This window comes from Allobosea massiliensis (assembly GCF_042655245.1).
Taxonomy (GTDB): domain Bacteria; phylum Pseudomonadota; class Alphaproteobacteria; order Rhizobiales; family Beijerinckiaceae; genus Allobosea; species Allobosea massiliensis.
The window spans coordinates 25,996-52,157 of record NZ_JBHSLU010000015.1; the positions used below are offsets into that span (position 1 = coordinate 25,996).

The following is a 26,162-nucleotide window of genomic DNA, read 5'->3' on the forward strand; positions in this document are numbered from 1 at the left end:
GGTACTCAGAGCAGGATGACGCTGTTCGGCAGCTCGTCGATGTCGTCGGGCGAGCGCGGCGTATGGTTCGCCAGGACGGCGCCGATCGCCCGCACCGCGGTGACGACCCCTTCGCGAAGCCGGTCGTCACGTCCCGCGATGACGACCGCCTCGACGATCTCGTCCCACACTGCCTGCTCGACCCGGCCGTCGATGCCGCTGTCGGCGATGATCTCGGCATAGCGCTCCTGGATCGCGATGTAGAGCAGCACGCCCGTGCGCTGCCGCGTGCGGCTCAGCCCCCGCGCCGTGAACTCGCGCAGCGCCACCTCGTGCGCCCGCCTGCGCTTGATGAAGCCGGGCACGAAGCGCCCGCCGCGGCCATACCAGAGCAGCGTCGCGAGCAGCAGCACGGCACAGATCAGCTGGATCAGGAAGATGCGCGGCGCGCTCGTCTCCGTCATCGCGAGCAGCGGCCAGGGCACCAGCAGCGCGAGCGTCAGCGCCATCACCACCGGTATCGTCCGATAGCTCCCCGCAGCGCGGTCGATCATGACCACGATCTCGCCCGCTGTCTGGCCCTCGGCCTCGCGCACGGCGTCGGCGATCGCCTGCCGGTCCTGCTCGTCCATCACCAGTCTCCCGAAGCCCCGCCGCCGCCCGACGATCCGCCCCCCCCGGAGAAGCCGCCGCTCGAACTCGACCCGCCACCGGATCCCGAACTCCAGCTTCCGCCCGACCCCGTGCTCCAGCCGGAGCTTTGCGGCAGCGTCACCCAGCGCCCGTTGCGCAGGCGGTGCCGACGCGACGCATCGGTACCGCCGAATTCCCGGATGAAGGCCGCGACGATGATCAGGACCAGCGCGATCATGACCACCATCGCGATGATGTCGACCGTGGATGTCTCGTCGCTGCGCACGCTCGCGCGCCGCTGCCACTCCTCGGCGTCGCCGGCGAGGATGCTCAGGATGGCGTCGACACCGCCCTCGATGCCGCCGGCGAAGTCGCCCGCCTTGAACTTGGGCGCCACCGCCGTCGTGATGATGACCTTGGAGAGCGCGTCAGTGAGCGCCCCCTCCAGCCCATAGCCCACCTCGATGCGGACCTTGCGCTCGGTCGGCGCGACCAGCAGCAGGACGCCGTTATTGGTCTTGGCCTGGCCGAGCTTCCAGAACCGGAACAGGCCGTTGGCGTAGTCCTCGATACTCAGCCCCTGCAGGGACGGCACCGTCGCGACCACGATCTGGTCCGAGGTCTTGTCCTCATGGGCCTTGAGCTTGCCCTCGATCCGCTGGCGCGGCTCCGCCGCGATCAGCTTGGCGCCATCGACGATGCGGCCGGAGAGGGCCGGGTAGGAGGGATCGGCGGCCAGCGCGAGCGAACCAATCAGGGTCGTCAGCAGAGCGAGGCACACAGCCGCCATTCTCGGGCGCAGCGAAGCGAGGACCCGAGAATCTCTTCCAAAAGATGCTCGGGTCGAGCCCGAGCATGACGGAGAGGTCAGCAGCATGGCCCTGCCCCGTCGAGCGCCCTCAGAACTTCACAGCCGGCGGCCGCTCGGCCCCCGCCGTCGCCGCGAAGCTCTCCATCGGCTTCGCGCCCCAGAACAGCCGGGCCCAGATGACGCCCGGAAAGGTGCGGATCTCGGTGTTGAAGGCCTGGACAGCCTGGATGTAGTCGCGCCGCGCCACGGCGACGCGGTTCTCTGTGCCTTCGAGCTGGGACTGGAGCGCCAGGAAGTTCTGGTTGGATTTCAGCTCCGGATAGCGCTCGACCGTGACCAGCAGCCGGCCCAGCGCCCCGCTGAGCTGGTTCTGCGCCTCCTGATATTCCTTGAATTTGGCCGGATCGGTGATCGTCGAGGCGTCGACCTTGACCTGGCTCGCCTTGGCGCGCGCCTCGATGACCGCGGTCAGCACCTCGCGCTCCTGCGCGGCGAAGCCCTTCACCGTTTCGACCAGGTTCGGGATCAGGTCGGCCCGCCGCTGATACTGGTTCTGCACCTCGCCCCAGCTCGCCTTAGCCTTTTCCTCCAGCGTCGGGACATTGTTGACGCCGCAGCCGGCGAGGGCGAGGCCCAGCAGGGCGGCCATCAGCACCGCGAACGGATGGCGGGTTTTCGAGACGGACGAAAGCGACATGCCGGGCCCCCTTGGCACGATCGGACGACGAAGACGAACGCGACCTTAGACGCCGCATGGGATCGCTCCAAGCGGCACGGGGTGATGGCGCGCTCGCCGGCTTGCGCTAGGCTGGCGGCAGGACCCGCCAGCGGACCATCGCCATGCCCCTGATTCCCGGCCACCGCCCCCGCATCCTCGCCTGCGCCCTGCTCCTGCTGATGGCGGCGCCGGCCAAGGCCCAGCCGCTTGCCCCGGCGCCCGAGGCCGCGACGGGTCGGACCGCGAAAGCCACCGCCACCGCCCAGCGCTTCATGGTCGCCGCCGCCAATCCGCTCGCCGCCGCCGCGGGGCGCGACATCCTGCGCGCCGGCGGCAGCGCGGTCGATGCCGCCATCGCCGTCCAGCTCGTGCTGAACCTGGTCGAGCCGCAGAGCTCGGGCCTCGGCGGCGGCGCCTTCCTGGTCCATTGGGACGAGGCGGCCCGGCGGGTGATCACGCTCGACGGCCGCGAGACGGCGCCCGCCGCGGCGAAACCCGACCGCTTCATCGGACAGGACGGCAAGCCGATGCGATTCGTCGACGCGGTCGTCGGTGGGCGGTCGGTCGGGGTTCCCGGCACGCCGAGGCTGCTGGAGGAGGCGCATCGCCGCTGGGGGAAACTGCCCTGGCCACAGGTGCTCGCTCCGGCGATCAGACTGGCGGAAGACGGCTTTGCCATCTCCCCGCGCCTGAACGGGCTTTTGTCCGGCGAAAGGAACCTGGCGAAGGACGCCCGTGCCGCGGCCTATTTCTACGAGGCCGACGGCCGGGCGAAAGCGGTCGGCACGATCCTTCGCAACCCCGCCTTCGCCGCGACGCTGCGCGCTCTGGCCGAGCACGGCGCGGGCGCCTTCTACGAGGGCGAGATCGCGCGCGACATCGTCGCGACCGTGACCGGCCACGCGACCAATCCCGGCGACATGACGATGGCAGATCTCGCCGCCTACCGCGTCGAGGAGCGCGAGCCGGTCTGCGGCGCCTACCGGGTCTGGCGCCTCTGCGGCATGGGCCCGCCGAGTTCGGGCGCGGTCGCCGTGCAGCAGATGCTCGGCATGCTCGAAACGCGCGATCTCCCACGGATGGGTCCCGGCGCGGAGGCCGCGCACTGGTTTTCGGAGGCCGGCCGCCTCGCCTTCGCCGACCGCAACCTCTATCTCGCCGATCCCGCCTTCGTCGGCATTCCCCTGCCCGGCCTGATCGACCGCGACTACATCCGCTCGCGCGCCGGGCTGATCAGCCCCGAACGCTCGATGGGCCGCGCCAAGGCCGGCGAACCGCCCAACAAGCGGGCGGGGTTGCTGGCGCCCTCGGAGGGCATCGAGAACGGAACCAGCCACATCTCGGTCGTCGACGGCGATGGCAACGCCGTCTCGATGACCACCACCATCGAGGACGGCTTCGGCGCAAGGCTGATGACGGCGGGCGGTTTCCTGCTCAACAACGAGCTGACCGATTTCTCCTTCGTGCCGGAGGAGGACGGCAAGCCGGTCGCCAACCGCGTCGAGCCGGGCAAGCGCCCGCGCTCCTCGATGGCGCCGACGCTGGTCTTCGACGCCTTCGGCCGGCTTTATGCCGTGGTCGGCTCGCCCGGCGGCAGCCAGATCATCGGCTATGTCGCCAAGACGCTCGTCGCCCTGCTCGACTGGAAGATGGACCCGCAGGCCGCCGTCGATCTCGGCAATTTCGGCAGCCGCAACGGCCCGACCGAGCTGGAGAAGGGCACCGAGGCAGAAGGGTGGAAGGCGGCGCTGGAGACGAAGGGCCACGAAATCCGCCTGCTCGAGATGACATCGGGCATCCAGGCGATCGTCAAGACGCCGGAAGGCTTCGTCGGCGGAGCGGATGGGCGCCGGGAGGGTGTTGCGATCGGGGATTAGCAAGGGGCTGCGAACGCGCGTGCTAATGGCCAAAGCCGAACTGAGATCAGGGATGGCCGCAGATTTTGGCTGGAAAACCAGCGTGTTGGCGCGGCGGTAGCACTGGGTCATACCCAGCCGAACCCGGTCGAACCCCTGCCGGTCAGACCGGCTCGCGCCGCTCGCCGCCGGCGCTGCGCCCCGCGATCAGCCAGTAGACGAAGCCCGTCGCCGCGCCGACCAGCACGAGCCCGCCGAGGACCTGCACCTCGGCTCCCGTCGGGGCACGCGCCAACCCGAGCATGCCGAGCGGCAGCAGCGCCGCGAGCAGGCCGGTGAGCCCGCTCTGGATGAGGCCGCTGCGCAGCGAGAACAGCTCGCAGCCGACCGCAACCAGCACGACCGGCGCGACGATGATCGCAAAGCCCAGCCGGCCGAGCAGCACGAAGGCGGCCTCCGCGGTCGGCCCCGGATCGATGCCCAGGTCAGCCAGTCCGAACAGCGCGTCGAGCAGACGCTCGAAGCCGCCGCCGATCAGCAGCGCGAGGCCCGGCGAGACGACGCTGGCGACCATCATCGCGACGAGGCCGGCAGCCATCGCCATCACCAGTGCGAACGGAATCAGCAGGAGCCAGCGCAGCATCGGGTCAGCCGGCGTTCGCCGCGGCCGCTTCCTCCTGGTCCAGCATCAGCCGGGCCCGGGCGGAGAGCTTCTCGGTCTCGCTCTTGAGCTGTCCGCAGGCGGCGAGGATGTCGCGCCCCCGCGGCGTGCGCACCGGCGAGGCATAGCCGGCGCGGAAGACGATCTCGGAGAAGCGCTCGATCCGGTCCCAGTCTGAGCATTCGTATTTCGTGCCGGGCCAGGGATTGAACGGGATCAGGTTGATCTTGGCCGGGATGCCCTTGAGCAGCCGCACCAGCTCGCGCGCCTCGGCATCGCTGTCGTTGACGCCCTTGAGCATGACATACTCAAACGTGATGCGCTTGGCGTTCGAGACGCCGGGATAGGTCCGGCAGGCCTCGAGCAGTTCGGCGATCGGGTACTTCTTGTTCAGCGGCACGAGTTCGTTGCGCAGATCGTCGCGGACCGCATGCAGCGAGATCGCCAGCATCGTGCCCATCTCGTCGCCGAGCGGGCCGATCTGGGGCACGACGCCCGAGGTCGACACCGTGATGCGACGGCGCCCGAGGGACAGCCCCTCATTGTCGGAGATGACGTCGATCGCGTCGCGCACGCCGTCGAAATTGTAGAGCGGCTCGCCCATGCCCATGAAGACGATGTTGGAGACGAAGCGCCCGCCATCCTTCGGCACGAAGGCGCCGCCGGGGGCCTCGCGGTTCGGGAAATCGCCGAGCCGGTCGCGCGCCACCATCAGCTGCGCCACGATCTCCTCGGTGGTGAGGTTGCGCACCAGGCGCTGCGTGCCGGTGTGGCAGAAGGTGCAGGTCAGCGTACAGCCGACTTGGCTCGAGACGCAGAGCGTGCCGCGATCGACCTCGGGGATGTAGACGCATTCGATCTCGGCGCCGCGGTCGCGCGGGCCGGTCGGCGCCATCCGCATCAGCCATTTGCGGGTGCCGTCGGTCGAGATCTGCTCGGCGGTAACCTCCGGCAGATCGAGCGTGAAGCGCTCGGCCAGGGCGCCGCGCAGCCCCTTGCCGATCGTGGTCATCGCCGCGAAGTCGCGCACGCCGTAATGATAGATCCAGTTCCAGAGCTGGCCGACGCGCATGCGCCGTTCCTTCTCCGGAACGCCGATCTCGGCCAGCGCGGCGGCGAGGCCGGCGCGCGTGCGCCCGACCAGCGAAGGCCGCTGCAAAACGGGTTCGGCCGCCGGGGCGGCGGGTTCAAGGACGGTCACGGTCATCGGAACTCTGGCTCGGGGCGGACGGTCGCGGCCCGCATTGGGGCGGGCTCATAGCACGAGAACGCGCGCCAGAGAAATCGCAGGCCTATTTGCAGGCGTCTTCAGCGCGCTTCACCGTCTGGCTCATGCCTGCGAGCGAATACTTGTCCGAGGTCGGATTGCCGCGCTTCGAGGTGCCCTTGATCTCGAGCCCCGAGCCTCTGCGCAGCGAATCCAGCATGCGCGGCTCCTCGGCCGGGTTCTTCAGCCACATGTTCTGGCCCTTGGCGACCAGCGCGAAACGCTCCGAACCGATGATCGCCTGATGCTCGACATCTTCCTTGAGATCGAAATTCATCACGAAGCTGATCTCGTTGCGCACGCCCTCGGCCGGGCGTGTCGCGACGAAGAGCAGCCCCTCGACGTCCTTGAGATTCGCAGGCAACCGCGTCTCGGCCTTGGAAAGGGCGTAGCATACTTTGGAGCGGCCCTGCTGCGAGGTGAAGGCCTGCCATTTGCCGGCGGTCTCCAGCAGCATCGCCTGGCCCTGGCCAGCGGCGGCGGGCGCTGCTGCGGCGGCCGCAGGGCGTCCACGCTGCTGCTGCTGGGCCTGCGCGGCCGAGGCAAGGAGCGCGACGCCGAGGCAGCCTGCGAGCAACGTCGGCAGAAGGGGGACGCGGCGCGAGGCGGGAACGCCGGGACGAAGAATCGAGCTGATCATGGCCGCCATCAATCATTAAAAATCTTAACACTGCCTTTACCACCCGTTGACGGGCGCGATGGCTGAGGCAGGCGGATAGAGTGCCATGATCCTGGCGAAAATGCGAATGCCGGCGCGGTCTCCGCCACGTTTCGCAGGCGCCGCCGCCATGGCACAGTCGCACCCGAAACGGGTGAAGCCGGCGGCGGCGAGGGAGATGTGACGATGAAGGCGCTGCTCTGCGAACGCCACGGCCCGGCCGAGATGCTGGCCCTGCGCGACCTTCCCGAGCCGCAACCCGGCCCCGGCGAGATCGCGATCGCGGTCAAGGCGGCGGCGCTCAACTTCTTCGACACGCTTATCATCGAGAACCGCTACCAGACCAAGCCCGACCTGCCGTTCTCGCCGAGCGCGGAATGCGCCGGCACGGTCGTGGCGCTGGGCGAGGGCGTCTCCGGCTGGCGCATCGGCGAGCGCGTCGCCGCCTGGCTCGGCTATGGCGCCGCCCGCGAGCGCGTCGTCGTCCCGGCCGAAAATGTCATTCCCATTCCCGATGGCCTCTCGGATGCACAGGCGGCGGGGCTTTTCGTCACCTATGGCACGGCCCTGCACGGGCTGATCCAGCGCGCGCAACTCCAGCCCGGCGAAACGCTGGCGGTGCTCGGCGCCTCCGGCGGTGCCGGCCTCGCCGCCGTCGAGATCGGCGCTCTGCTCGGCGCCCGCGTCATCGCCTGCGCGTCCTCGGCGGAAAAGATCGCCCTCGCCCGCGAGCACGGCGCCATTGAAGCCATTGATTACGGAAGCGAGGATCTGCGCGCCGCGCTGCGCCGCCTCACCGAGGGCCACGGCGTCGACGTGCTCTACGACACGGTCGGCGGCGATCTCGCCGAGCCGGCGCTCCGCTCGATGGGCTGGGAAGGGCGCTATCTCGTCGTCGGCTTCGCCGGTGGCGGCATTCCGAAAATCCCGCTCAACCTGCTGCTGCTGAAGGGCTGCGACCTTCGCGGCGTCTTCTGGGGCGACTTCGTCAAGCGCCAGCCGGGCGCCCAGCGCGCCAATATGGAGCGGCTGCTGGGCTGGGTCGCGGAGGGTCGAATCCGCGCCCATGTCCATGCCGAGATCCCGCTCGAGCGCTGGACGGAAGCCTATGCGCTGATCGGCGACCGCAAGGCGCGAGGCAAGATCGTGCTGACGCTGTGAGCCTTCACAGCTCCGCCATGGCCCGCTTGGCCTTCTCGCGATGCTCGGGCGTGATCGAACCGGCGACAGCCGCGACGGCGGCCGCGATGACCGCCGCATCGTCGGTAAAGCCGAGCAACGGCATGATGTCGGGCAGCGCGTCGAGCGGCAGCACGAAATAGCCGAGCGCCGCCAGCAGCGTCATCCGCACGCGTCGCGGCGTCGACGGATCGCGCGCGCAAATCCAGGCGGCCAGCAGATCCTCCGAAAACGGGATGCGCTTCGCGACGCGCTTCAGCCGCGCGAAGAACTCCGACCCGAATCGCGCCTCGTCGCGCAGGCTCTTGCGGATCGCCGCCATTTCCTCCTCGGTGAAGCGGGAGGTGAAACCGTCGCTCATCTGGCCCCTCCTGAGGGCGCGTTGCGGGACATCATCATGACGTCATGAGACGGGGCCCGCCCTGTCGAAAGATGTGGCCCCGCGGATATCCGCTGCAAGAGGTCTGCCCAGCGGGCGGTGCAAGAAACCGCCTTGGAGGACGGAGCCACGGCCACTAAACGCTGAAAGCGTCGCATCAGATCCCGGGACACGCCATGCAGATCGATTCCTCCGTCGCCGCGATCGTCACCGGCGGCGCGTCCGGCCTCGGCGAGGCCACGGCCCGCATGCTCGCCGCGCAGGGCGCCAAGGTCGCGCTGTTCGACCTCAACGCCGAGCGGGGCGAAAAGGTCGCGGCCGAGATCGGCGGCCTCTTCGTTCCCTGCGACGTCACCAGCGAAGCGTCCGTCGACGAGGCTCTGGCCAAGGCGCGGGCGGCCCAGGGCGTGGCGCGAATCCTCGTCAACTGCGCCGGCATCGCGCCCGGCCGCCGCATCGTCTCGAAGAAGCGCGAGACCGGCGAACTCGTCGCCCATGACACGGCCCTGTTCGAGAAGGCGCTCGCCATCAACCTGACCGGCACCTTCCGGATGCTCGCGAAATCGGCGGCGGCGCTGGCCGCCCTCGAGCCCGTCACCGCCGATGGCGGGCGCGGCGTCTTCATCTGCACCGCCTCGATCGCGGCCGAGGACGGCCAGATCGGCCAGGCTGCCTATGCCGCCTCGAAAGCCGGCGTCGCCGGCATGACGCTCCCGATCGCGCGCGAACTCGCCGCCTCCGGCATCCGCGTCATGACGATCATGCCCGGCCTGTTCGAGACGCCGATGTTCGACGGCCTGCCCGAGGAGGCGCGCGCCTCGCTCGCCGTCTCCGTCCCGCACCCCTCGCGTCTGGGCAAGCCGGCGGAATATGCCAGGCTGGTGAAGAGCATCGTCGAGAACGACATGCTCAATGGCAGCGCCATCCGCCTCGACGGCGCCCTGCGCATGGCGCCGAAATAGCCTTACTCGCCCGCCTTCGCCGCCTTGATCTCGTGCTTCAGGATCAGCGGCGTCTGCGCCAAGGCAAAAACCATGGTCAGCGGCATCACGCCCCAGACCTTGAAGGCGACCCAGAAATCCTGGCTCTGCGTGCGCCAGACGATCTCGTTCAGCGCCGCCAGCACGAAGAAGAACAACCCCCAGCGCAGGGTCAGCTTGCGCCAGCCCTCCTCGTCGAGCTGCATCACGGATTCCAGCACCAGCGCCAGCAGCGAGCGGCCGAAATACAGGCCCCCCAGCAGCACGCAGCCGAACAGCGCGTTGACGATGGTCGGCTTCACCTTGATGAAGAAGGCGTCGTCCAGCGCGATGGTCAGCCCGCCGAAGACGGTGACCACGACCGCGTTCACGATCGCCATGCGCGGCAGATAGCCCATCAGGATGCGCGACGCCGCCAGCGCCACCAGCGAGGCGACGATGAAGATGCCGGTGGCGACGAAGATGCGCCGGTCGGAGGCGACGCCGAACAGCCGGTCGCCATAGGAATTGGCGAAGAAGAAGATCGCGAGCGGCCCGAATTCCAACGCCAGCTTGAGCAGCGGGTGGATCGGGCGGCCCTTCGCCGCGGGGGGCTGCGCCATGCTGTCGCTCATCTCGTCCTGCCTGTTCATGTCGCCGGCCGCTCTCACGCCGCCTCGTCCAGCCCCGACACGGCGCGGGCGAAATCACGCGCCGAGAACGGCTCCAGATCCTCGACGCCTTCGCCGACGCCGATGAAATGCACCGGCAGGCCGAACTTCGCCGCCAGCGCCACCAGGATGCCGCCGCGCGCCGTGCCGTCGAGCTTGGTCATCACCAGCCCGGTAACGCCGGCCGTGTCGCCGAAAGCCTCGACCTGACTGAGCGCGTTCTGGCCGACGGTGGCGTCGAGCACGAGCAGCGCCGCATGCGGCGCCTCCGGATCGAGCTTGCGGATGACGCGGACCACCTTGGCGAGTTCGTCCATCAGCCCCGTCTTGTTTTGCAGCCGCCCGGCGGTGTCGACCAGCAGTACGTCTGTGCCGGCCGACTTCGCCTTCTGCAGCGCCTCGAAGGCGAGCCCCGAGGCGTCCGCGCCCTGGTTGCCGGAGACGACCTCCGCCCCCGTGCGCTCGCCCCAGACCTTGAGCTGCTCGATCGCCGCCGCGCGGAAGGTATCGCCTGCCGCCAGCATGACCGACCGGCCCTCGGCCCGGAACTTGGCCGCCAGCTTGCCGATCGTCGTCGTCTTGCCGGAGCCGTTGACGCCGACCATCAGGATCACGAACGGCTTTTTCGTGGCGTCGATCACCAGCGGCTGGGCGACCGGCGACAGGATCGCCTCGACCTCGCGCGCCAGGATCGCCTTGACCTCGGAGGGCTCGATCTGCCGGTCGTAGCGCCCCTCGCCGACCGCCTTGGCGACGCGCGCGGCGGTAGCGAGCCCGAGATCGGCCTGGATCAGGATGTCTTCGAGGTCTTCCAGCGTTCCCGCATCGAGCTTGCGCTTGGTGAAAAGGTCGGTGATGCCGGTCGTCAGGGCCGAGGAGGTCCGCGACAGGCCCTCCGTCAGGCGCCGCCACCAGCTCCGCTTCGGCTCGGGCGCAGGCGCCGGGACGGGAGCGCTCAGGACCGGCGCGGCCTGGACCGGCGCCGGTTCGGGCATGGCGATCGGCAGCGGGCTCGCCGCCTCGGACGCGACCTCGTCTGCCGGACGCGGAGCATCGGCCGGCGCCTCGGGAAGCCTCTCCGCAGCCTCCGGCGTGGCCGGGGCGGGAGCCGCCGGTTCGGGCTCGCTGCCGAACAATCTCGAAAAGAAGCCGCGCTTCTTCGGTTCGTTCTCGCTCATCACTCGTTCCGTCGCCTCTGCCGCGCAGCGGCTCGTGCTTGCGCCCAAGGGAGGCCTTCGCTAGCGCAATGCCATGACCACGCCCGAGCGACCAGAGATTTCGCAGCCGAGCCCGGATCCCGGCCGGCCGGAGCCCGAACTGCCGGTCCCGCTGCTCTACCGCGACGCGATGATGCTGGTCATCGACAAGCCGGCCGGCCTGCCCTCGCATCGCGGGCCCCAGGCCAAGCGCCGGGTCATCCCCGTCCTGACCGACCATCTCGACGCGCTGCGCTTCGGCCTGCCGCGCCGGCCCGAGGCCGCGCACCGCCTCGACAAGGACACCTCGGGCTGCCTGATCCTCGGCCGCCACCCGCGCGCCATGGCCGAGCTCAACCAGATGTTCCGTGACGGAACGATCGACAAGAGCTATTGGGCGATCGTGCAGGGCAGCCCGGCCGCCGAGTCAGGGCTGATCGACCTGCCGCTGGCCAAGCGGGCACCCGATCGCGGCTGGTGGATGAAGGTCGATCCCGACGGCCTGCCCTCGCAGACGCGCTACCGCGTGATGGGGCATGGACAGGGCGAGGCCGGCCCGCTCGCCTGGCTCGAGCTGGAGCCGTTGACCGGCCGCACCCACCAGCTGCGTGTCCATTGCGCGGAATCGGGCTGGCCCATGCTGGGCGACGAGATCTATGGCGATGCCCCGCGCGAGGGCGGCCCGGGCCTGCAGCTTCACGCCCGCTCCGTCACCGTGCCGCTCTATCGAAAGAAACCGCCGATCCGGGTCGAGGCACCGCCGCCGCCGCATATGCTGGCAGCTCTGCGGGCCTGCGGCTGGAGCGGATAGCGCCTCGCGCTATAGGCGCAGCGCATCCATCGCATGGGCGAGGCGGACGTCGAGCTCCGTCAGCCCGCCCGCATCATGCGTGGCCAGCGTCACTTCGACCGTCCGGTAGACATTGAACCATTCGGGGTGGTGGCCCATCGTCTCGGCCACCAGCGCGACCCGCGTCATCCAGCCGAAGGCCTCGCTGAAATCGCGGAAGACATAGCGCTTGGTGATCGCCTCGCGCCCTTCGACGCGTGTCCACCCGGTCAGCGTCGTCAGCGCCTCCTTCAGGGCGTCGGGTCCGAGGCGCTTGGGCATGGTCATCTCCGCTGATGATCCCCCCGCATCGGCCGGTTCGGATAGGACGGGCCGAGCGGATAGGCCGCCTCCAGCACATAGGGCCCGCCGCCGACCGAATCGCGCGACGACATCAGGGCGAGACGCCGCGCCGTGAAGCTGATCGGCCGCACGATCGGGTGCAGGCTGAGAAAATGCGCGACGTCGAGCGGGGAGGTGTCCCGCAGCCGCGCCAGCGTCACATGCGGCACGAATTTGCGGCCCTCCGCCGGCAGGCCGAGGCGCCGCATCAGCCGCTCGAGATCGGCCTGGAGTTCGGTCAGCCGCGGCGTCGGCTGGACCCGCGCATAGACCGCACGCGGCTTGTCCCCGCCGAACGTGCCGAGCGCGTCCAGCGTGACCTCGAAGGGATAGGACTGGATGTCGCCCAGAAAAGCATCGACATCATTGGCCGTGCGCCGGTCGACATCGCCCAGGAAGCGCAGGGTGATGTGGTAATCCGGTGGATCGATCCAGCGCGCCCCGGATAGGCCGCCCCGATGGGGCGTGAGCGCCGCAGCGACCTCGGCGGGAATCTCAAGCGCTGTGAACAGCCTCGGCATGCCGAATCAGTGCCAGTTTTTTGTGACTCTGGCGAGACGAAATGCCGGGCAGGCGCTGCCCGACAGGGCAGCGCCCTTGAGGCGTCTCAGGGGCAGGGATTGCCGACGAGCTGGTGGATCGCGTCGATTCCCGCCTCGAGCTCCGGCGACAGCGTGACGTCGATCGAGGCGATGTCGGTCCTGAGTTGCTCCATCGAGGTCGCGCCGATGATGTTGGCGGTGACGAAGGCACGCGAGTTGACGAAAGCCAGCGCCATCTGCGCCGGATCGAGTCCATGCTCCCGCGCCAGGGCGATGTAACGCTTGATCGCATCCTCCGCGCCCGGCGTCTGGTAGCGCTGGCCGCGGTCGAACAGCGTCGTGCGCGCGCCGGCCGGCCGCGCCCCGTCGAGATACTTTCCGGTCAGGAACCCCTGGCCGAGCGGCGAATAGGCGAGCAGCCCGACATCCTCCCGGATCGCGATCTCGGCCAGCGCCGTCTCGAAGGTGCGGTTGAGCAGGTTGTAGGCATTCTGGATCGACTGCACGCGCGGCCCGCCACGCGTCTCGGCGTCGCGCACGAAGCTCATCGTGCCCCAGGCGCTCTCGTTGGAGAGGCCGAGATGGCGGATCTTGCCCTCCTTCACGATCTCCGCGAAGGCGTCGAGCTGCTCGGCGATCGGCGTCTCATCGGCGGGGCGCTCGAAGGCGGCCTTGGAGAAGCGCGTCGGGTTCGAGCCCCAGGGCATCGGCCGCTCGGGAAAATGGATCTGGTAGAGGTCGATATAGTCCGTCTGCAGCCGCTGCAGGCTCTTCTCGACCGCCTCGCGGATCTGCTTGCGCGTGACACGCGTCGGGCTCTTGTCGTCGCGGAACCAGGTGTTGCCGCCGCGCCCGCAGACCTTGGAGGCGAGGATCACCTTGTCACGGTTGCCGCGCGCCTTGAACCAGTTGCCGATGATGCGCTCGGTGGACCCTTGCGTCTCCGCCTTGGGCGGGATCGAGTAGAGTTCCGCCGTGTCGAAGAAGTTCACGCCCTGGTCGAGCGCGTAGTCCATCTGCGCATGCCCCTCGGCCTCCGTGTTCTGCTCGCCCCAGGTCATGGTTCCGAGGCAGATCACCGAGACCTTGAGATCGGTGCGGCCGAGACGACGATAGTCCATGACGAAGTCACTCCGGAAAGAACGGGCGAAAGGTACAAAAAGAGCGGGGTGCGACGCTCCGGACGGTGAAGACCGCCCGGAAAGATCGGGAGGGGACGATCAGCCTTTGGCCGGCAGCGTCGCGAGGAAGCGCTCGACCGTGGGCAGGATGTTGCGGACGATGACGCGAACGCCCTCGGCCGTGGGGTGGAGCAGGTCGGGCTGGTTGAGCGCGCGGTCGCCGGCGATCCCTTCGAGGAAGAACGGGTACAGCACCAGCCCGTGCGCCTTCGCGAGATCGGGATAGATGCTGTCGAAGCGGGTAGCATACTCCGTGCCGAGATTGCGCGGGGCGTACATGCCCGCGAGCAGCACCGGGATGCCGCGCGCCTTCAGTCGCGTGATGATCGCCTCGAGACCCTTGCGCGTCACCGCCGGATCGAGCCCGCGCAACGCGTCATTGGCACCGAGTTCGAGGATGACGCCGTCGGTGCCATCCGGCACCGACCAGTCGAGCCGATCGAGCCCGCCCTGGACGGTGTCGCCGGAGACGCCGGCGTTCACGATCTCGACAGCATGGCCCTTGGCCCGCAGCGCCTGCTCCAGCACCGGCGGGAAGGCGGCACTGGCCGGCAGATTGTAGCCGGCGGTCAGACTGTCGCCGAGAGCGACCAGTTTCAGCGTGCGCTCCGGAGCGGAACCGGGGCTCGGGGGCGGTGTCTGGGCCATGGTCGCGACCGGCAGCAGGGAGAGACAGAGCAGAAAAGCGGCGCAGAGAGATTGGACAAGCGCGCGGCGGCGCCCATATCGCGGCTCTGGGGCACGGCATGGCGGCTGGCCCTGCTCGGACCGCGTTTGGCTGCGAGCAGGGTCGCTGATGAAGATCGAAGTCAGGATCATGGAATGATGAGCGATACGCGCGTCCCGCCGACGGATCAGCCGGCGATCGAATTGCGGGATGTCGAGCTTAGTTTGGGGCGTGCGGCCGCCCGCGTCCATATCCTCAAGGGTGTTTCTTTGTCACTGGCCGCCGGGCAGGCGACCGGACTCGTCGGCCCCTCCGGCTCCGGCAAGTCGACCCTGCTGATGACGATGGCCGGCCTGGAGCGCCCCGACCGCGGCATGGTCAAGGTCGCGGGGCAGGATCTCGGCGCGCTCGATGAGGACGGCCTCGCCGTGTTCCGCGGCCGCCATATCGGCATCGTCTTCCAGTCCTTCCACCTCGTCCCGACGATGACGGCGCGCGAGAACGTCGCCTTGCCGCTCGAACTCGCCGGCATCGGCGATGCCTTCGCCCGCGCCGAGGCCGAACTGCGCAATGTCGGCCTGGGCGACCGCATGGACCATTACCCTGCCCAGCTCTCCGGCGGCGAGCAGCAGCGCGTCGCCATCGCCCGCGCCGTCGCGCCCGACCCAGCGATCCTGGTTGCGGACGAACCGACCGGCAATCTCGACGAGAGCACCGGCCGCTCGATCGTCGATCTGATCTTCGCGCTGCGCCGCGAGCGCGGCGCGACGCTGGTCCTCGTCACGCATGACCTGTCGCTGGCCGCGCTCTGCGACCGCACGGTGCGCCTGCGGGCGGGACGCATCGAGGCTGCGGCGCAGACCGAAGCCTCCGCCGACATGGCGGCGCGCTGACATGCACGGCACGATCAAGCCCCTTCCCGCCTCTCCGGCCGGCGCACCGCTGGTCGCCCTGGCGCTGCGCCTCGCCTGGCGCGACCTGCGCGGCGGCTTTCGCGGCTTCGGCGTCTTCATCGCCTGCCTCGCGCTCGGCGTGATGACGATCGCCGCCGTCGCCTCGGCCTCGCGCGGCCTGACCGAGGGGCTCTCCCGCGAGGGCCGGCGCATTCTCGGCGGCGACGCGGCCTTCGGGCTGATCCACCGCGAGGCGACGCCACAGGAACTGGCCTTCCTCACCGGGCGCGGCACCGTCTCGACCATCGCCACCATGCGCGGCATGGCCAATGCCGGCGACAAGGGCACGGCGCTCGTCGAGATCAAGGCGGTCGATGCCAGCTATCCGGCCATTGGCGAGCTTGTGACGGAGCCCAGCGCCCCGTTGGCCGACCTGCTCTCGGCGCGTGACGGCGTTTTCGGTGCCGTCGCCGATCCCGTCCTGTTCGGCCGTCTCGAGCTGAAGCCGGGCGACACCATCCTCGTCGGCTCGGCGCGCGTCCAACTTCGCGCCAATCTCGTCTCGGAGCCCGACAAGATCGCGGCGGGCGTCGGCTTCGGCCCGCGGCTCATGATGTCGCAGGACGCGCTGCGCGCCACCGGCCTGCTCCAGCCGGGCAGCCTGGTGCGCTGGACCTACCGCGTCGCCCTGCCGCCGCAGGCTTCGAGCGATGCCGATCTCGCCGCCCTGATCGCCGATGCGGGCACGCAACAGCGCGACGCCGGCTGGGAGATCCGCTCCCGCGCCAACGCGAATCCGGGCTTCCAGCGCAATCTCGAACGCTTCACCCAGTTCCTGACGCTGGTCGGCCTCACCGCCCTGCTGGTCGGCGGCGTCGGCGTCGCCAATGCGGTGCGCCGCTTCGTCGAGGCCAAGAAGCTCGACTTCGCCACCATGAAGGCGGTCGGTGCCACCGGGGGCCGCGTCGTCGCGATCCATCTGACAGAGGTGATGCTGGTCGCGGCGCTCGGCACCGCGATCGGCCTCGTTCTCGGCGCAGCCGCACCCTTCGCGCTCGGCGCCGCGCTGACCTCCGTCCTGCCGGTGCCCTTCGAGCCGACGCTGGCGCCGGGCGAACTCGGCGTCGCCGCCCTCTACGGGCTGCTCACGGCGCTTGTCTTCGCCATCCTGCCGCTCGGCCGGGCCCATGACGTGCCCGTCTCGGCGCTCTTCCGCGATCAGATCCAACCCGATGCGCGCCGCCCGCGCGCGATCTACCTCGCGCTCTGTCTGGCGGCGGTGGCCGGGCTCGTCGCCGTGGCGCTGCTCTTCGCCTATGACCGGCGTATCGCGCTGATCTACATCGCGGTGATGACGGGCATCTTCCTGCTGCTGCGCGGCGTGTCCTGGGGCCTGATGGCCCTGGCCCGGCGGCTGCCGCGGCCGAAGAGCCCGGCACTGCGCATGGCGCTGGCCAACAGCCACCGCCCCGGCGCGCTGACGCCCTCGCTCGTACTCTCGCTCGGGCTGGGCGTCGCCCTGCTCTCGGCGCTCGCCTTCATCGATACGAGCCTGACGCGGCAATTGACGCAGGCTCTGCCCCAGAAGGCGCCGAGCTTCTTCTTCCTGGACATTCCCAATGCCGAATCGGCGCGTTTTGATGCGCTGCTGCGCGAGGAGCGCCCCGGCGCGACCCTCGACCGCGTGCCGATGATGCGGGGTCGCATCGTCTCCATCAACGGCGTCCGCGCCGAGGACATCAAGGCCAGCGAGCAGGCGGCCTGGATTCTCGATGGCGACCGCGGCATCACCTATGCGCAGGATCTGCCCGAGGGCTCGAAACTCGCCGCGGGAGAGTGGTGGCCGGCCGATTACCGCGGCGAGCCGCTGGTCTCGTTCGACGCCCAGATCGCCGCCGGCATCGGCCTCAAGATCGGCGATCGCCTGACCGTCAACGTGCTGGGCCGCAACATCACCGCTCGCGTCGCCAATCTGCGCAGCATCGAATGGCGCTCGCTCGGCATCAATTTCGTGATGCTGTTTTCGCCCAACACCTTCGCCGGCGCGCCTCACACCAATCTCGCGACGATCACACCGGCCGGTGGCGCGGCGGCGGCGGGCGCCTCCTCCGACGCTGCCCTCCTGCGCCGGCTGGCGGTCGAATTTCCCTCGGTCACGGCCGTGCGCGTCAAGGATGCGCTCGAGGCGGTGAACACCATCGTCGCCCAGCTCGCTCTGGCGATTCGCGGCGCCTCCGGCCTCGCCATCGCCGCCAGCCTGCTGGTTCTGGGCGGTGCGCTTGCCGCCGGACAGCGGGCGCGACTCTACGACGCCATGATCCTGAAGACGCTCGGCGCCACCCGCCGCTTCATACTTTCGTCGTACGCCCTCGAATACGCCGCCATCGGCCTCGTCTCGGCGCTCTTCGGCGTTGTCGCGGGCGCTCTCGCCGGCTGGGGCGTCGTCACCCAAGTGATGAAGATCGAATTCGTCAGTGACCCGACCGGCGCATTACTGGCCGCGACTGCCGCCATCGGTGTGACCGTCCTGTTCGGGTTGACGGGCACGCTGCAAATACTGTCGAAAGCGCCGGCTTCTCACCTGCGCAATTTGTGACGACTGGCCGGTGACGACTCTGGCTAAACATGGACGGCCCGCCGTTTTGCATGGCGGCGCCGTCGCGTTTCTATGCGTCGCGCCGTTTAACCATGAGGCCCCCTTGTAAGGGCCGGGCAACCCCCTCATATTCTGCGCATCGCCACTGTTGTGAGCGACGACCGGACCCCGCCCGCGGGGTGTCGGTCCGGACATCAACCTCAGGGGAAACTCGCTCCATGAGCAACTTCGACCGCAATGCTCCAGTCTGGGGTGCCGGCCGCGCACAGCAGACCAGCGCCGTCGAGATGGATCAGGGCCTGCGCTCGTTCATGCTCGGCGTCTACAACAACATGACGATCGGCCTGGCCATCACCGGCCTCGTCGCCATCGGCATCTCGATGCTCGCCATCGCCGGCGTCTCGCCCACGGGCAAGGTCACGGCGCTGACGCCGCTCGGCCAGGCGCTCTATCTCAGCCCGCTGAAGTGGGTCGTGATGCTGGCGCCGCTCGCCTTCATCCTCTTCTTCTCCTTCAAGGCGGAGAGCATGAGCTCCTCGACGGCGCGGGCGATGTTCTTCGCCTTCGCGGCGGTGATGGGCATTTCGCTGTCGTCGATCTTCATCGTCTTCACCGGTGAGTCGATCGCGCGCGTGTTCTTCATCACGGCGGCGGCCTTCGGTGGTCTCAGCCTCTTCGGCTACACCACCAAGAAGTCGCTATCGGGCATGGGCTCGTTCCTGATCATGGGCCTGATCGGCCTGGTGATCGCCTCGCTGGTCAACATCTTCCTGGCCTCGAGCGCGCTCGGTTTCGCGATCTCGGTCATCGGCGTGCTGGTCTTCGCCGGCCTGACCGCCTGGGACACCCAGCGTCTGAAGGAGATGTATCTCTACTCGGATCTGGACGCGGAATCGGCCGCGAAGCTCTCGGTGAACGGCGCGCTGTCGCTCTACCTGAACTTCGTCAACATGTTCCAGATGCTGCTCTCGCTCTTCGGCAGCAGGCAGGAGTGACCAAGCCCGCCTTCGGGCGGCCATGCCAGAATATCGAGCCCCGGCCGCAAGGCCGGGGCTTTTCTTTTGCCGCGGCGCGGCGATGATCGACGCATGACGACGCCTTCGATCCGCCCGGCCGTTGCTGCCGACATCCCCGCCATCACGACGATCTACGCCCATGCCGTCCTGCACGGCACCGCGAGCTGGGAACTCGATCCGCCCGACGAAGCCGAGATGCTGAGGCGCTTCAAGGCGATCGCCGCCGGCGGCTATCCCTATCTCATCGCCGAGGAGGCAGGCCGCCTGCTGGGCTATGCCTATGCCGGCGCCTACCGGCCGCGCCCGGCCTATCGCTCGACCGTCGAGAACTCGATCTACATCGCCCCGGACAGCCAGGGCCGTGGCGTCGGTGGCGCGCTGCTCGACGCGCTGATGCAGGAGTGTACCCGCCGCGGCTTTCGCCAGATGATCGCGGTGATCGGCGACGGCACCGGCGCCTCGCTCGGTTCACGCCGCCTGCATGAACGCGCCGGCTTCCGCCTGATCGGGGTAGCCGAGAAGGTCGGCTTCAAGCACGGCCGCTGGCTCGACCAGATGCTGATGCAGAAGGATCTCGGCGAGGGGGATCGCACCCCGCCCTCGCTCTGAGCGGCGTCCTCAGCCGACGACGCTGAGCTTTTTGTCCAGCACGCGCAGCACGCGCGACAGCTCGGCGCCGCGCTTCAGCACGAGCCCCGTCGCCGCGACGACCGAATAGGCACCCTGGCGCTTGGCGAGCGCCGGATCCTTGACGATCCGATAGAGCGGCACCTCCGAAGAGCGGCGATAGACCGAGAACTGCGCCTGATCCTTGAGAAAGTCGATCGCATAGTCGCGCCATTCGCCGGCCGCCACCATGCGCCCGTAGAGATTGAGCAGTTCGGACAGTTCGCGGCGGTCGAAGGTGACGGTGGCCGGCTTTGCGGGGGCGGGAAAGGGGATCACCCCGTTTCCCGCCTGCGATTGCGGCGTCTCGCTCTCGCTCATGGCGCCTCCCGATTCGCGGCCGCGAGGGCTCGCTTTGAGACTGGGCGGAGGATGATGCGCCCGAGATGCTGTGCTGGCAAGCAATCGCCGCTGCTCCGCCACAAGCCGGGGACGGCCGGTCGGGCCATCACGGCTTCGTCAGAACCGCCGCATTTTCGCCGCGAACGGGTCAAGCGTCCGCCCTGTTGCTTGGGTCAGATGTCGTCGTTGCCTCGACGGCCCGGCTTCGCCGATCTTCGGTTTGTCAGCCCCCCAGCCCCCCGCGGATCGTGCGGGGCCGGGCCAGTTCAGTCGGGGCCAACTCAGCGGCTGGCGTTTCGCGCCGGCCGTTTTTCTTTGGCGTCAGCGCGCCTGCCGGTGATACTCGGCATTGGGCCGCATATCGACCGCGGACGCCATGCGGTTCGACATGTTGAAGAAGGCGGCCACCGCCGACACGTCCCAGATGTCCCGCTCCGAGAAGCCGGCCTCGCGCAGGCCCTTTCGGTCGGCCTCGCCGACGAGGTGCGGCGCCTCCGTCAGCTTGACCGCGAAGTCGAGCATCGCCCGATGGCGAGCCGGCAGATCCGCGGCGCGATGATTCATCGCCATCAATTCGCCGAGCACCGGATCCTGGGAGAGCTGCCGCACCGCCGCGCCATGGGCGGTCAGGCAGTAATAGCAGCGGTTCACGCTCGACACCGCGACCGCGATCATCTCGCGCTCCAGCTTCGACAGCCCCGACGGCGCCAGCATCAGGTCGTTGTAGAAGGCGGCGAAGGCGGAGAGCTTGGCGTCATCATGGGCGTAGGCCACCAGCACATTCGGCACGAAACCCAGCTTTTCCAGGCACTTGTCGAAATAGGCCTGATTCTCGGCCGAGAGCGCGCCCGGCGGCAGGTCGAGCGCCATGGCCGGTTCGTCGAGGCCCTGCCGCGGCGGCGTCTCGCCGGGCTTCGATTTGTCATGATGGGCCGCCATGCTAGGTCCTGTCGTGTCGTCGGGAGGCTGATCCCGGCGCTGCGCCGAGATTGAAAGGCGCCCCAGCCTATGTCATCGCTGCGGCAAAAGAACAGGGGTGGACCATGGGCAAGCGCGTGAACCAGGCGGCGGCGGCCGTTTCCGCCATCGAGGGTGCCGCTTCCGGCCTGTCGGGTTCCATGCCACCGGAATTCCCCCGCTTGCTTTACGGACGCGCCGTCGCCGAGGATCTCGAGGCGCTCCCGCCCGAACTGCTCGCCCGCTCCGCAGCCGCAGCCTTCGAGCATCTGAGCGCACCGCGCCTGCCCGAGGCCATCCATCTGCGTTTCCGGGACGAGGCCTATGCCGAAGAGGGGCGCGAGCGCCAGCTCACGATTCTCGAGGTCGTCAACGAGAACAAGCCCTTCCTGCTCGATTCGACGCTGGCCGAGCTGGCCGAGCAGGGCTACGAGCCGCGCCTCGTCTCGCATCCGATCCTGGCCCTCGCCCGAGCCGCCGACGGCGCCTTCCTCTCGCTCGCCGGCGAGGCCACGGGGCGCGCCCCCGAAGGCACCCGCCGCGAAAGCCTGATCCAGATCGTGCTGGAGCGCATCGATTCGCCCGAGGCGCGCGACCGTCTGCGCCTCGGGCTGGAACGCGTCTATGCCGATGTCGGCCTGGCGGTGGAGGACTGGGCCGCGATGCGCGGCCGCATCACCGAGGTGATCCAGGCCTATCGCGCCAACCCGCCGCCGCTGCCTGAGGACGAGGTCTCCGAGGCGCTGCAGTTCCTCGAATGGATCGCCGGCGACAACTTCACCCTGCTCGGCATCCGCGCCTACCGCTTCCCCAACGGCGATGCGGCGGCCGATCCGATCGAAGGCTCGGGCCTCGGCATCCTGCGCGATCCTGCGGTCAAGGTGCTGCGCAAGAACCGCGAGATGGTCACCGTCACGCCGGAGATTCGCGCCTTCCTGGCCAAGCCGCAGGCGCTCATCATCACCAAGGCCAACGTCAAGAGCCGGGTCCACCGCCGCGTCCATCTCGACTATGTCGGCGTCAAGCTGTTCACGCCCGACGGGCGGCTCGACGGCGAATTGCGCATCGTCGGCCTGCTGACCTCGAACGCCTATACCGGCAGCGCGCTCGCCATCCCCTATCTGCGCCTCAAGGTCGCCCGCGTCGCCAAGAACATCGGGTTCGATCCGGCGAGCTATTCCGGCCGCGCCCTCTACAACGTGCTCGACGCCTATCCGCGCGACGAGCTCTTCCAGATCGACGCCGCGACGCTGGAGAGCTTCGCGCTCGCCATCCTCCAGCTCACCGAACGGCCGCGCATCCGTGCGCTGGCGCGCGTCGACGAGTTCGACCGCTTCGTCTCGATCCTCGTCTTCATTCCGAAGGACCGCTACGACACCCGCGTGCGCCGTCGTGTCGGCGAGTTCCTGGCGGGCATCTATCAGGGCCGGATCTCGGCCGCCTATCCGGCCTATCCGGAGGGCCCGCTCGCGCGGACGCACTACATCATCGGCCGCGACGAGGGGAAAACACCCCGCATCGACCGCCCGACGCTGGAAGCCGGCATCACGGCGATCGTGCGGACCTGGAGCGACGGGCTGAAGGACGTGCTCGACGCGCAGCGCTCGGGCCCCGCCGCTCGCGCGCTGGCGGAGCGTTATGCCGAGGCCTTCGGCGCCGCCTATCGCGACCGCTTCTCGCCCGCCGAGACGCTGGCCGACATCGACGTCTTGCAGCGCATGAGCGCCGAGCGGCCGCGCTCGGTCGATCTCTACCGTCGCGAGGGCGACCCGGCGACGCGCGCCAACCTCAAGGTCTTCTCCCGCGGCACGGCGATCTCGCTCTCGGCCCGCGTGCCCGTGCTCGAGAATATGGGCTTCCGCGTCGTCAACGAGCGGACCTACAACATCACGCCGCAGCCGGCCGCCGGCGAAGCCGCCGACAGCACCCGCGTCTGGCTCCATGACATGACGCTGGAGCGCGCCGACGACGGCGAGATCGACGTCGCCCGCCTCGGGCCCGCGCTCGAAGCGGCGATGATGGCGCAGTTCCGGGGGCTCGCCGAGTCGGACCGCTTCGACCAGCTCGTGCTGGCGGCAGGGCTGGCCTGGCGCGAGGCCTCGCTGCTGCGGGCGCTCGGCCGCTATCTGCGCCAGGTCGGCGCGCCCTACGCCCAGGGCTACATCGCCGACGCGCTGGCGCGCCATCCGGCGATCGCCGCCGGGCTGGTTGCGCTGTTCATCGCGAAATTCGATCCCCGCCTCGGCGAGGGCGATCGCGGGCAGAAGATGGAGGCCGAACGCAAGGCGATCGAGACGGCCCTCGACGCCGTCAGCAGCCTCGACGAGGACCGCATCCTGCGCCGCCTCGTCAACCTGATCGACGCCGCGTTGCGCACCAATTTCTTCCAAATCGGCCCCGACGGGCAGCCGCGCGGCACGATCTCGATCAAATACGACTGCGCGAAGGTCGATTCGCTGCCGCTGCCGCGTCCGCTCTACGAGATCTTCGTCTATTCGCCGCGCGTCGAAGGCATCCATCTGCGCTTCGGCAAGGTCGCGCGCGGCGGCCTGCGCTGGTCCGACCGGCCGCAGGATTTCCGCACCGAGGTGCTCGGCCTCGTCAAGGCGCAGCAGGTCAAGAACGCGGTCATCGTGCCCGTCGGCGCCAAGGGCGGCTTCGTGCCCAAGCACCTGCCGCCGGCCTCGGACCGCGCCGCCTGGTTCGCCGAAGGCACCGAGAGCTACCGCATCTTCGTGCGCACCCTGCTCGAACTCACCGACAATCTCGACGGCGAGACGGTGATTCCGCCGCCCGACACGGTGCGCCATGACGGCGACGACCCCTATCTCGTCGTCGCCGCCGACAAGGGCACGGCGACCTTCTCCGACACCGCCAACGCGCTCTCGCTCGAAAAGCACCACTGGCTCGGCGACGCCTTCGCCTCCGGCGGCTCGCAGGGCTACGACCACAAGAAGATGGGCATCACCGCCCGCGGCGCCTGGGAGGCGGTGAAGCGCCATTTCCGCGAGATCGACATCGACATCCAGACCACGCCCTTCACGGTCGCGGGCGTCGGCGACATGTCGGGCGACGTCTTCGGCAACGGCATGCTGCTATCCCCGGCGATCAAGCTGGTCGCGGCCTTCGACCACCGCGACATCTTCCTCGATCCCGATCCCGACCCCGCGAAGTCGCTGGCCGAGCGCCAGCGCCTGTTCGACCTGCCGCGCTCCTCCTGGCAGGACTACGACAAGAGCCTGATCTCGCCCGGTGGCGGCGTCTTCTCGCGCCAGGCCAAGAGCATCCCGCTCTCGCCGGCGGTGCAGGCTCTGCTCGGCCTGTCCAGGGCTGAGGTGTCCCCGCCCGAACTGATGACCGCGATCCTGAAAGCGCGCGTCGATCTGCTCTGGTTCGGCGGCATCGGCACCTATATCCGCGCCTCCGACGAGAGCGACGCGCAGGTCGGCGACCGCGCCAACGACCCGATCCGCATCACGGGCGGCGAGGTCGGCGCCCGTGTCATCGGCGAGGGCGCCAATCTCGGCGTCACCCAGCGCGGCCGCATCGAGGCCGCCCGCGCCGGCATTCGTCTCAATACCGACGCGATCGACAACTCCGCCGGCGTCAACACCTCGGACGTCGAGGTCAACATCAAGATCGCCCTCGCCGGACCGGTCAAGGACGGCCGCCTGCCGGAAGAGGCCCGCAACGCGCTGCTGGCGGAGATGACCGACGAGGTCGGCCAGCTCGTCCTGCGCAACAACTATCTGCAGACGCTGGCGCTCTCCCTCACCGAGGCCCGCGGCACCGGCGCGACGCCGGGGCTGCGCTATCTGATGCAGACGCTGGAGGCGCAGGGCCGGCTCGATCGCACGGTCGAGTACCTGCCGAGCGACGCCGTGCTGGCCGAGCGCGAGAAGCGCGGCGAGGCGCTGACACGGCCCGAACTCGCGGTGCTGCTGGCCTATGCCAAGCTCGCCCTGCACGATGCGCTGCTGGAATCCGAGGTTCCGGACGACCTCTATCTCAACAGCGAACTCGTCCGGTACTTCCCGCAGGCGCTGCGCGAGCGCTATGCCGGCGACATCGCCGGCCACAAGCTGCGGCGCGAGATCGTCGCGACGCAGCTCGCCAATGCCATCGTCAACCGGGGCGGACCGACGCTCGTACCGGTGCTCTCGGCGCTCACCCATGCCGAAATCCCCGCCATCGCTGCCGCTTATGCCGTGGCGCGCGACGCCTTCGACCTGATCTCGCTCAACGGCGCGATCGACGCACTCGACGCGAAGCTCTCCGGCAAGGTCCAGCTCGCGCTCTACGGCGCCGTTCAGGACCTGCTGCGCGACCGCATGGGCTGGTTCCTGCGCCGGGGTGCGGCCAGGCCCGGTACGATCGAGGCGACGGTCTCGCATTACCGCGCCGGCGTCACCGCCCTGGCCGGGACGCTCGAGACGCTGTTGCCGGAGGTGCAGGCCCAGGCCCGGCAGGCGCGCATCGCCGTGCTGACCGCGGAGGGCGTCCCCGCCGACCTCGCCGCGCGGATCGCCAGCCTGCCGACACTGGCCCAGGCGACCGAAATCGTCGACATCGCCGGCCAGACAGGCGGCGACATCGCCTCCGTCGCCGCGATCCATTTCGGCGTCGATTCGATCTTCGGCCTGTCGCCTCTCGCGGCGGCCGCGGCCGCGGTACCGGCGACGGATGATTACGAGCGCCTCGCCCGCGAGCGGGCGATCGAGACGCTGTTCGATGCTCAGGCCGGCCTGACCCGTGAGATCGCCGCCGGCGGCATGGGGCTCGACGCCTGGCAGGAGGCGCGCCGGGCGGATGTCGAGCGCAGCCGCTCGACCGTGCAGGCCATCGCGGCGTCGGGCCTCTCCCTGCCGAAACTCATGGTCGCCGCCGGCATGCTGGCCGATTTGCCCCGCAAGGGCGCCTGAGCGCCCGCCCAACCGAAAGTCCCGCAATGACCGAGTCCGTCACCGAAACCGCCAACCGGATCGACCCGAAGCTGCTGGAAATTCTCGTCTGCCCGCTGACCAAGGCGACGCTGGAATACGACGCTGCGAAGCAGGAACTGATCAGCCGCGCGGCGAAGCTCGCCTACCCGATCCGCGACGGGATCCCGATCATGCTGCCCGAGGAAGCGCGCCCGCTGGACGAGTAACGAGCGGCGTCATTC

The 26,162-nt window shown here is 69.1% G+C and carries 25 protein-coding genes; 10 read left to right on the forward strand and 15 right to left on the reverse strand.

The features are described 5' to 3' along the window. Positions 1 to 5: 5 nt before the first annotated feature. From ACFPN9_RS08225 to ACFPN9_RS08235, 3 genes are all read right to left on the reverse strand, one after another. Positions 6 to 611, reverse strand: coding sequence for a TPM domain-containing protein (locus ACFPN9_RS08225; protein WP_066734238.1), 606 nt, complete (start codon positions 609 to 611; stop codon positions 6 to 8). Then, a complete protein-coding gene (locus ACFPN9_RS08230; RefSeq protein ID WP_067255029.1) occupies positions 611 to 1,402 on the reverse strand; it encodes a TPM domain-containing protein in 792 nt (263 codons plus the stop codon). The genes ACFPN9_RS08225 and ACFPN9_RS08230 overlap by 1 nt, the downstream gene beginning before the upstream one ends. A gap of 109 nt (positions 1,403 to 1,511) precedes the next feature. Continuing rightward, entirely contained in the window at positions 1,512 to 2,072 is a 561-nt protein-coding gene (locus ACFPN9_RS08235; RefSeq protein ID WP_245282501.1) for a LemA family protein, read from the reverse strand. Positions 2,073 to 2,263: 191 nt separating this feature from the next. Here ACFPN9_RS08235 and ggt point away from each other — a divergent pair, with 191 nt between their 5' ends. Beyond that, complete coding sequence (gene ggt, locus ACFPN9_RS08240; protein ID WP_066735229.1) at positions 2,264 to 4,018, forward strand: gamma-glutamyltransferase; 1,755 nt, start codon at positions 2,264 to 2,266, stop codon at positions 4,016 to 4,018. A gap of 142 nt (positions 4,019 to 4,160) precedes the next feature. Here ggt and ACFPN9_RS08245 read toward each other — a convergent pair whose 3' ends face one another. The 3 genes from ACFPN9_RS08245 to ACFPN9_RS08255 form a co-directional block, all read right to left on the reverse strand. Continuing rightward, the gene (locus ACFPN9_RS08245; RefSeq protein WP_066735227.1) at positions 4,161 to 4,640 is read right to left on the reverse strand and encodes a hypothetical protein; all 480 of its coding nucleotides are present in this window, start codon (positions 4,638 to 4,640) and stop codon (positions 4,161 to 4,163) included. A gap of 4 nt (positions 4,641 to 4,644) precedes the next feature. Then, positions 4,645 to 5,865: a dual-specificity RNA methyltransferase RlmN gene (gene rlmN / locus ACFPN9_RS08250; RefSeq protein ID WP_066735225.1), complete on the reverse strand. Its 1,221-nt coding sequence runs from the start codon at positions 5,863 to 5,865 to the stop codon at positions 4,645 to 4,647. An 85-nt stretch (positions 5,866 to 5,950) separates the two neighbouring features. Beyond that, the gene (locus ACFPN9_RS08255; protein WP_197431975.1) at positions 5,951 to 6,565 is read right to left on the reverse strand and encodes a hypothetical protein; all 615 of its coding nucleotides are present in this window, start codon (positions 6,563 to 6,565) and stop codon (positions 5,951 to 5,953) included. Between the two features lie 204 nt (positions 6,566 to 6,769). On the opposite strand from ACFPN9_RS08255, the gene ACFPN9_RS08260 reads away from it, so the two are divergent. Beyond that, entirely contained in the window at positions 6,770 to 7,744 is a 975-nt protein-coding gene (locus ACFPN9_RS08260) for an NADPH:quinone oxidoreductase family protein (protein ID WP_066735223.1), read from the forward strand. A gap of 4 nt (positions 7,745 to 7,748) precedes the next feature. On the opposite strand, the gene ACFPN9_RS08265 is transcribed toward ACFPN9_RS08260, so the two are convergent. Further along, on the reverse strand, positions 7,749 to 8,123 hold the full coding sequence (locus ACFPN9_RS08265) for a YkvA family protein (RefSeq protein WP_082735120.1): 375 nt from the start codon (positions 8,121 to 8,123) through the stop codon (positions 7,749 to 7,751). A gap of 194 nt (positions 8,124 to 8,317) precedes the next feature. Between ACFPN9_RS08265 and ACFPN9_RS08270 the strand changes: the two genes are divergently transcribed. Next, positions 8,318 to 9,103, forward strand: a complete 786-nt coding sequence (locus tag ACFPN9_RS08270; protein ID WP_066735220.1) for an SDR family NAD(P)-dependent oxidoreductase — start codon at positions 8,318 to 8,320, stop codon at positions 9,101 to 9,103. 2 nt (positions 9,104 to 9,105) lie between these two features. On the opposite strand, the gene ACFPN9_RS08275 is transcribed toward ACFPN9_RS08270, so the two are convergent. Then, complete coding sequence (locus ACFPN9_RS08275) at positions 9,106 to 9,723, reverse strand: septation protein A (RefSeq protein ID WP_066735243.1); 618 nt, start codon at positions 9,721 to 9,723, stop codon at positions 9,106 to 9,108. A 44-nt stretch (positions 9,724 to 9,767) separates the two neighbouring features. Then, positions 9,768 to 10,949, reverse strand: coding sequence for a signal recognition particle-docking protein FtsY (ftsY, locus tag ACFPN9_RS08280; protein WP_066735217.1), 1,182 nt, complete (start codon positions 10,947 to 10,949; stop codon positions 9,768 to 9,770). A 73-nt stretch (positions 10,950 to 11,022) separates the two neighbouring features. Between ftsY and ACFPN9_RS08285 the strand changes: the two genes are divergently transcribed. After that, a complete protein-coding gene (locus tag ACFPN9_RS08285) occupies positions 11,023 to 11,778 on the forward strand; it encodes an RluA family pseudouridine synthase (protein ID WP_156449896.1) in 756 nt (251 codons plus the stop codon). Positions 11,779 to 11,787: 9 nt separating this feature from the next. Here the strand turns inward: ACFPN9_RS08285 and ACFPN9_RS08290 are convergent, their stop codons facing one another. From ACFPN9_RS08290 to ACFPN9_RS08305, 4 genes are all read right to left on the reverse strand, one after another. Then, on the reverse strand, positions 11,788 to 12,078 hold the full coding sequence (locus ACFPN9_RS08290; RefSeq protein ID WP_066735214.1) for a 4a-hydroxytetrahydrobiopterin dehydratase: 291 nt from the start codon (positions 12,076 to 12,078) through the stop codon (positions 11,788 to 11,790). A 2-nt stretch (positions 12,079 to 12,080) separates the two neighbouring features. Continuing rightward, positions 12,081 to 12,659 carry an RNA 2',3'-cyclic phosphodiesterase gene (thpR, locus tag ACFPN9_RS08295; protein ID WP_066735211.1) on the reverse strand — a complete coding sequence of 193 codons (579 nt, stop codon included), beginning with the start codon at positions 12,657 to 12,659 and terminating at the stop codon, positions 12,081 to 12,083. Positions 12,660 to 12,745: 86 nt separating this feature from the next. Then, on the reverse strand, positions 12,746 to 13,801 hold the full coding sequence (locus ACFPN9_RS08300) for an aldo/keto reductase (protein WP_066735208.1): 1,056 nt from the start codon (positions 13,799 to 13,801) through the stop codon (positions 12,746 to 12,748). A gap of 99 nt (positions 13,802 to 13,900) precedes the next feature. Next, on the reverse strand, positions 13,901 to 14,509 hold the full coding sequence (locus tag ACFPN9_RS08305; protein ID WP_066735237.1) for an arylesterase: 609 nt from the start codon (positions 14,507 to 14,509) through the stop codon (positions 13,901 to 13,903). Between the two features lie 177 nt (positions 14,510 to 14,686). Between ACFPN9_RS08305 and ACFPN9_RS08310 the strand changes: the two genes are divergently transcribed. The 4 genes from ACFPN9_RS08310 (at position 14,687) to ACFPN9_RS08325 (ending at position 19,642) form a co-directional block, all read left to right on the forward strand. After that, complete coding sequence (locus tag ACFPN9_RS08310; protein WP_156449895.1) at positions 14,687 to 15,421, forward strand: ABC transporter ATP-binding protein; 735 nt, start codon at positions 14,687 to 14,689, stop codon at positions 15,419 to 15,421. 1 nt (position 15,422) lies between these two features. Next, positions 15,423 to 18,017: an ABC transporter permease gene (locus ACFPN9_RS08315; protein WP_377816361.1), complete on the forward strand. Its 2,595-nt coding sequence runs from the start codon at positions 15,423 to 15,425 to the stop codon at positions 18,015 to 18,017. Between the two features lie 218 nt (positions 18,018 to 18,235). Beyond that, the gene (locus tag ACFPN9_RS08320) at positions 18,236 to 19,012 is read left to right on the forward strand and encodes a Bax inhibitor-1/YccA family protein (RefSeq protein ID WP_066735200.1); all 777 of its coding nucleotides are present in this window, start codon (positions 18,236 to 18,238) and stop codon (positions 19,010 to 19,012) included. Positions 19,013 to 19,105: 93 nt separating this feature from the next. Then, a complete protein-coding gene (locus tag ACFPN9_RS08325; RefSeq protein WP_066735198.1) occupies positions 19,106 to 19,642 on the forward strand; it encodes a GNAT family N-acetyltransferase in 537 nt (178 codons plus the stop codon). Between the two features lie 9 nt (positions 19,643 to 19,651). On the opposite strand, the gene ACFPN9_RS08330 is transcribed toward ACFPN9_RS08325, so the two are convergent. Both ACFPN9_RS08330 and ACFPN9_RS08335 read right to left on the reverse strand, forming a co-directional pair. Next, positions 19,652 to 20,020, reverse strand: coding sequence for a DUF2794 domain-containing protein (locus ACFPN9_RS08330; protein ID WP_066735197.1), 369 nt, complete (start codon positions 20,018 to 20,020; stop codon positions 19,652 to 19,654). A gap of 342 nt (positions 20,021 to 20,362) precedes the next feature. Further along, on the reverse strand, positions 20,363 to 20,911 hold the full coding sequence (locus ACFPN9_RS08335; protein WP_082735121.1) for a peroxidase-related enzyme: 549 nt from the start codon (positions 20,909 to 20,911) through the stop codon (positions 20,363 to 20,365). 173 nt (positions 20,912 to 21,084) lie between these two features. Here ACFPN9_RS08335 and ACFPN9_RS08340 point away from each other — a divergent pair, with 173 nt between their 5' ends. Together ACFPN9_RS08340 and ACFPN9_RS08345 are read left to right on the forward strand one after the other, a co-directional pair. Then, positions 21,085 to 25,920, forward strand: coding sequence for an NAD-glutamate dehydrogenase (locus ACFPN9_RS08340; RefSeq protein ID WP_067255032.1), 4,836 nt, complete (start codon positions 21,085 to 21,087; stop codon positions 25,918 to 25,920). A gap of 26 nt (positions 25,921 to 25,946) precedes the next feature. Continuing rightward, positions 25,947 to 26,147, forward strand: a complete 201-nt coding sequence (locus ACFPN9_RS08345; RefSeq protein ID WP_066734022.1) for a Trm112 family protein — start codon at positions 25,947 to 25,949, stop codon at positions 26,145 to 26,147. Positions 26,148 to 26,162: the final 15 nt, after the last annotated feature.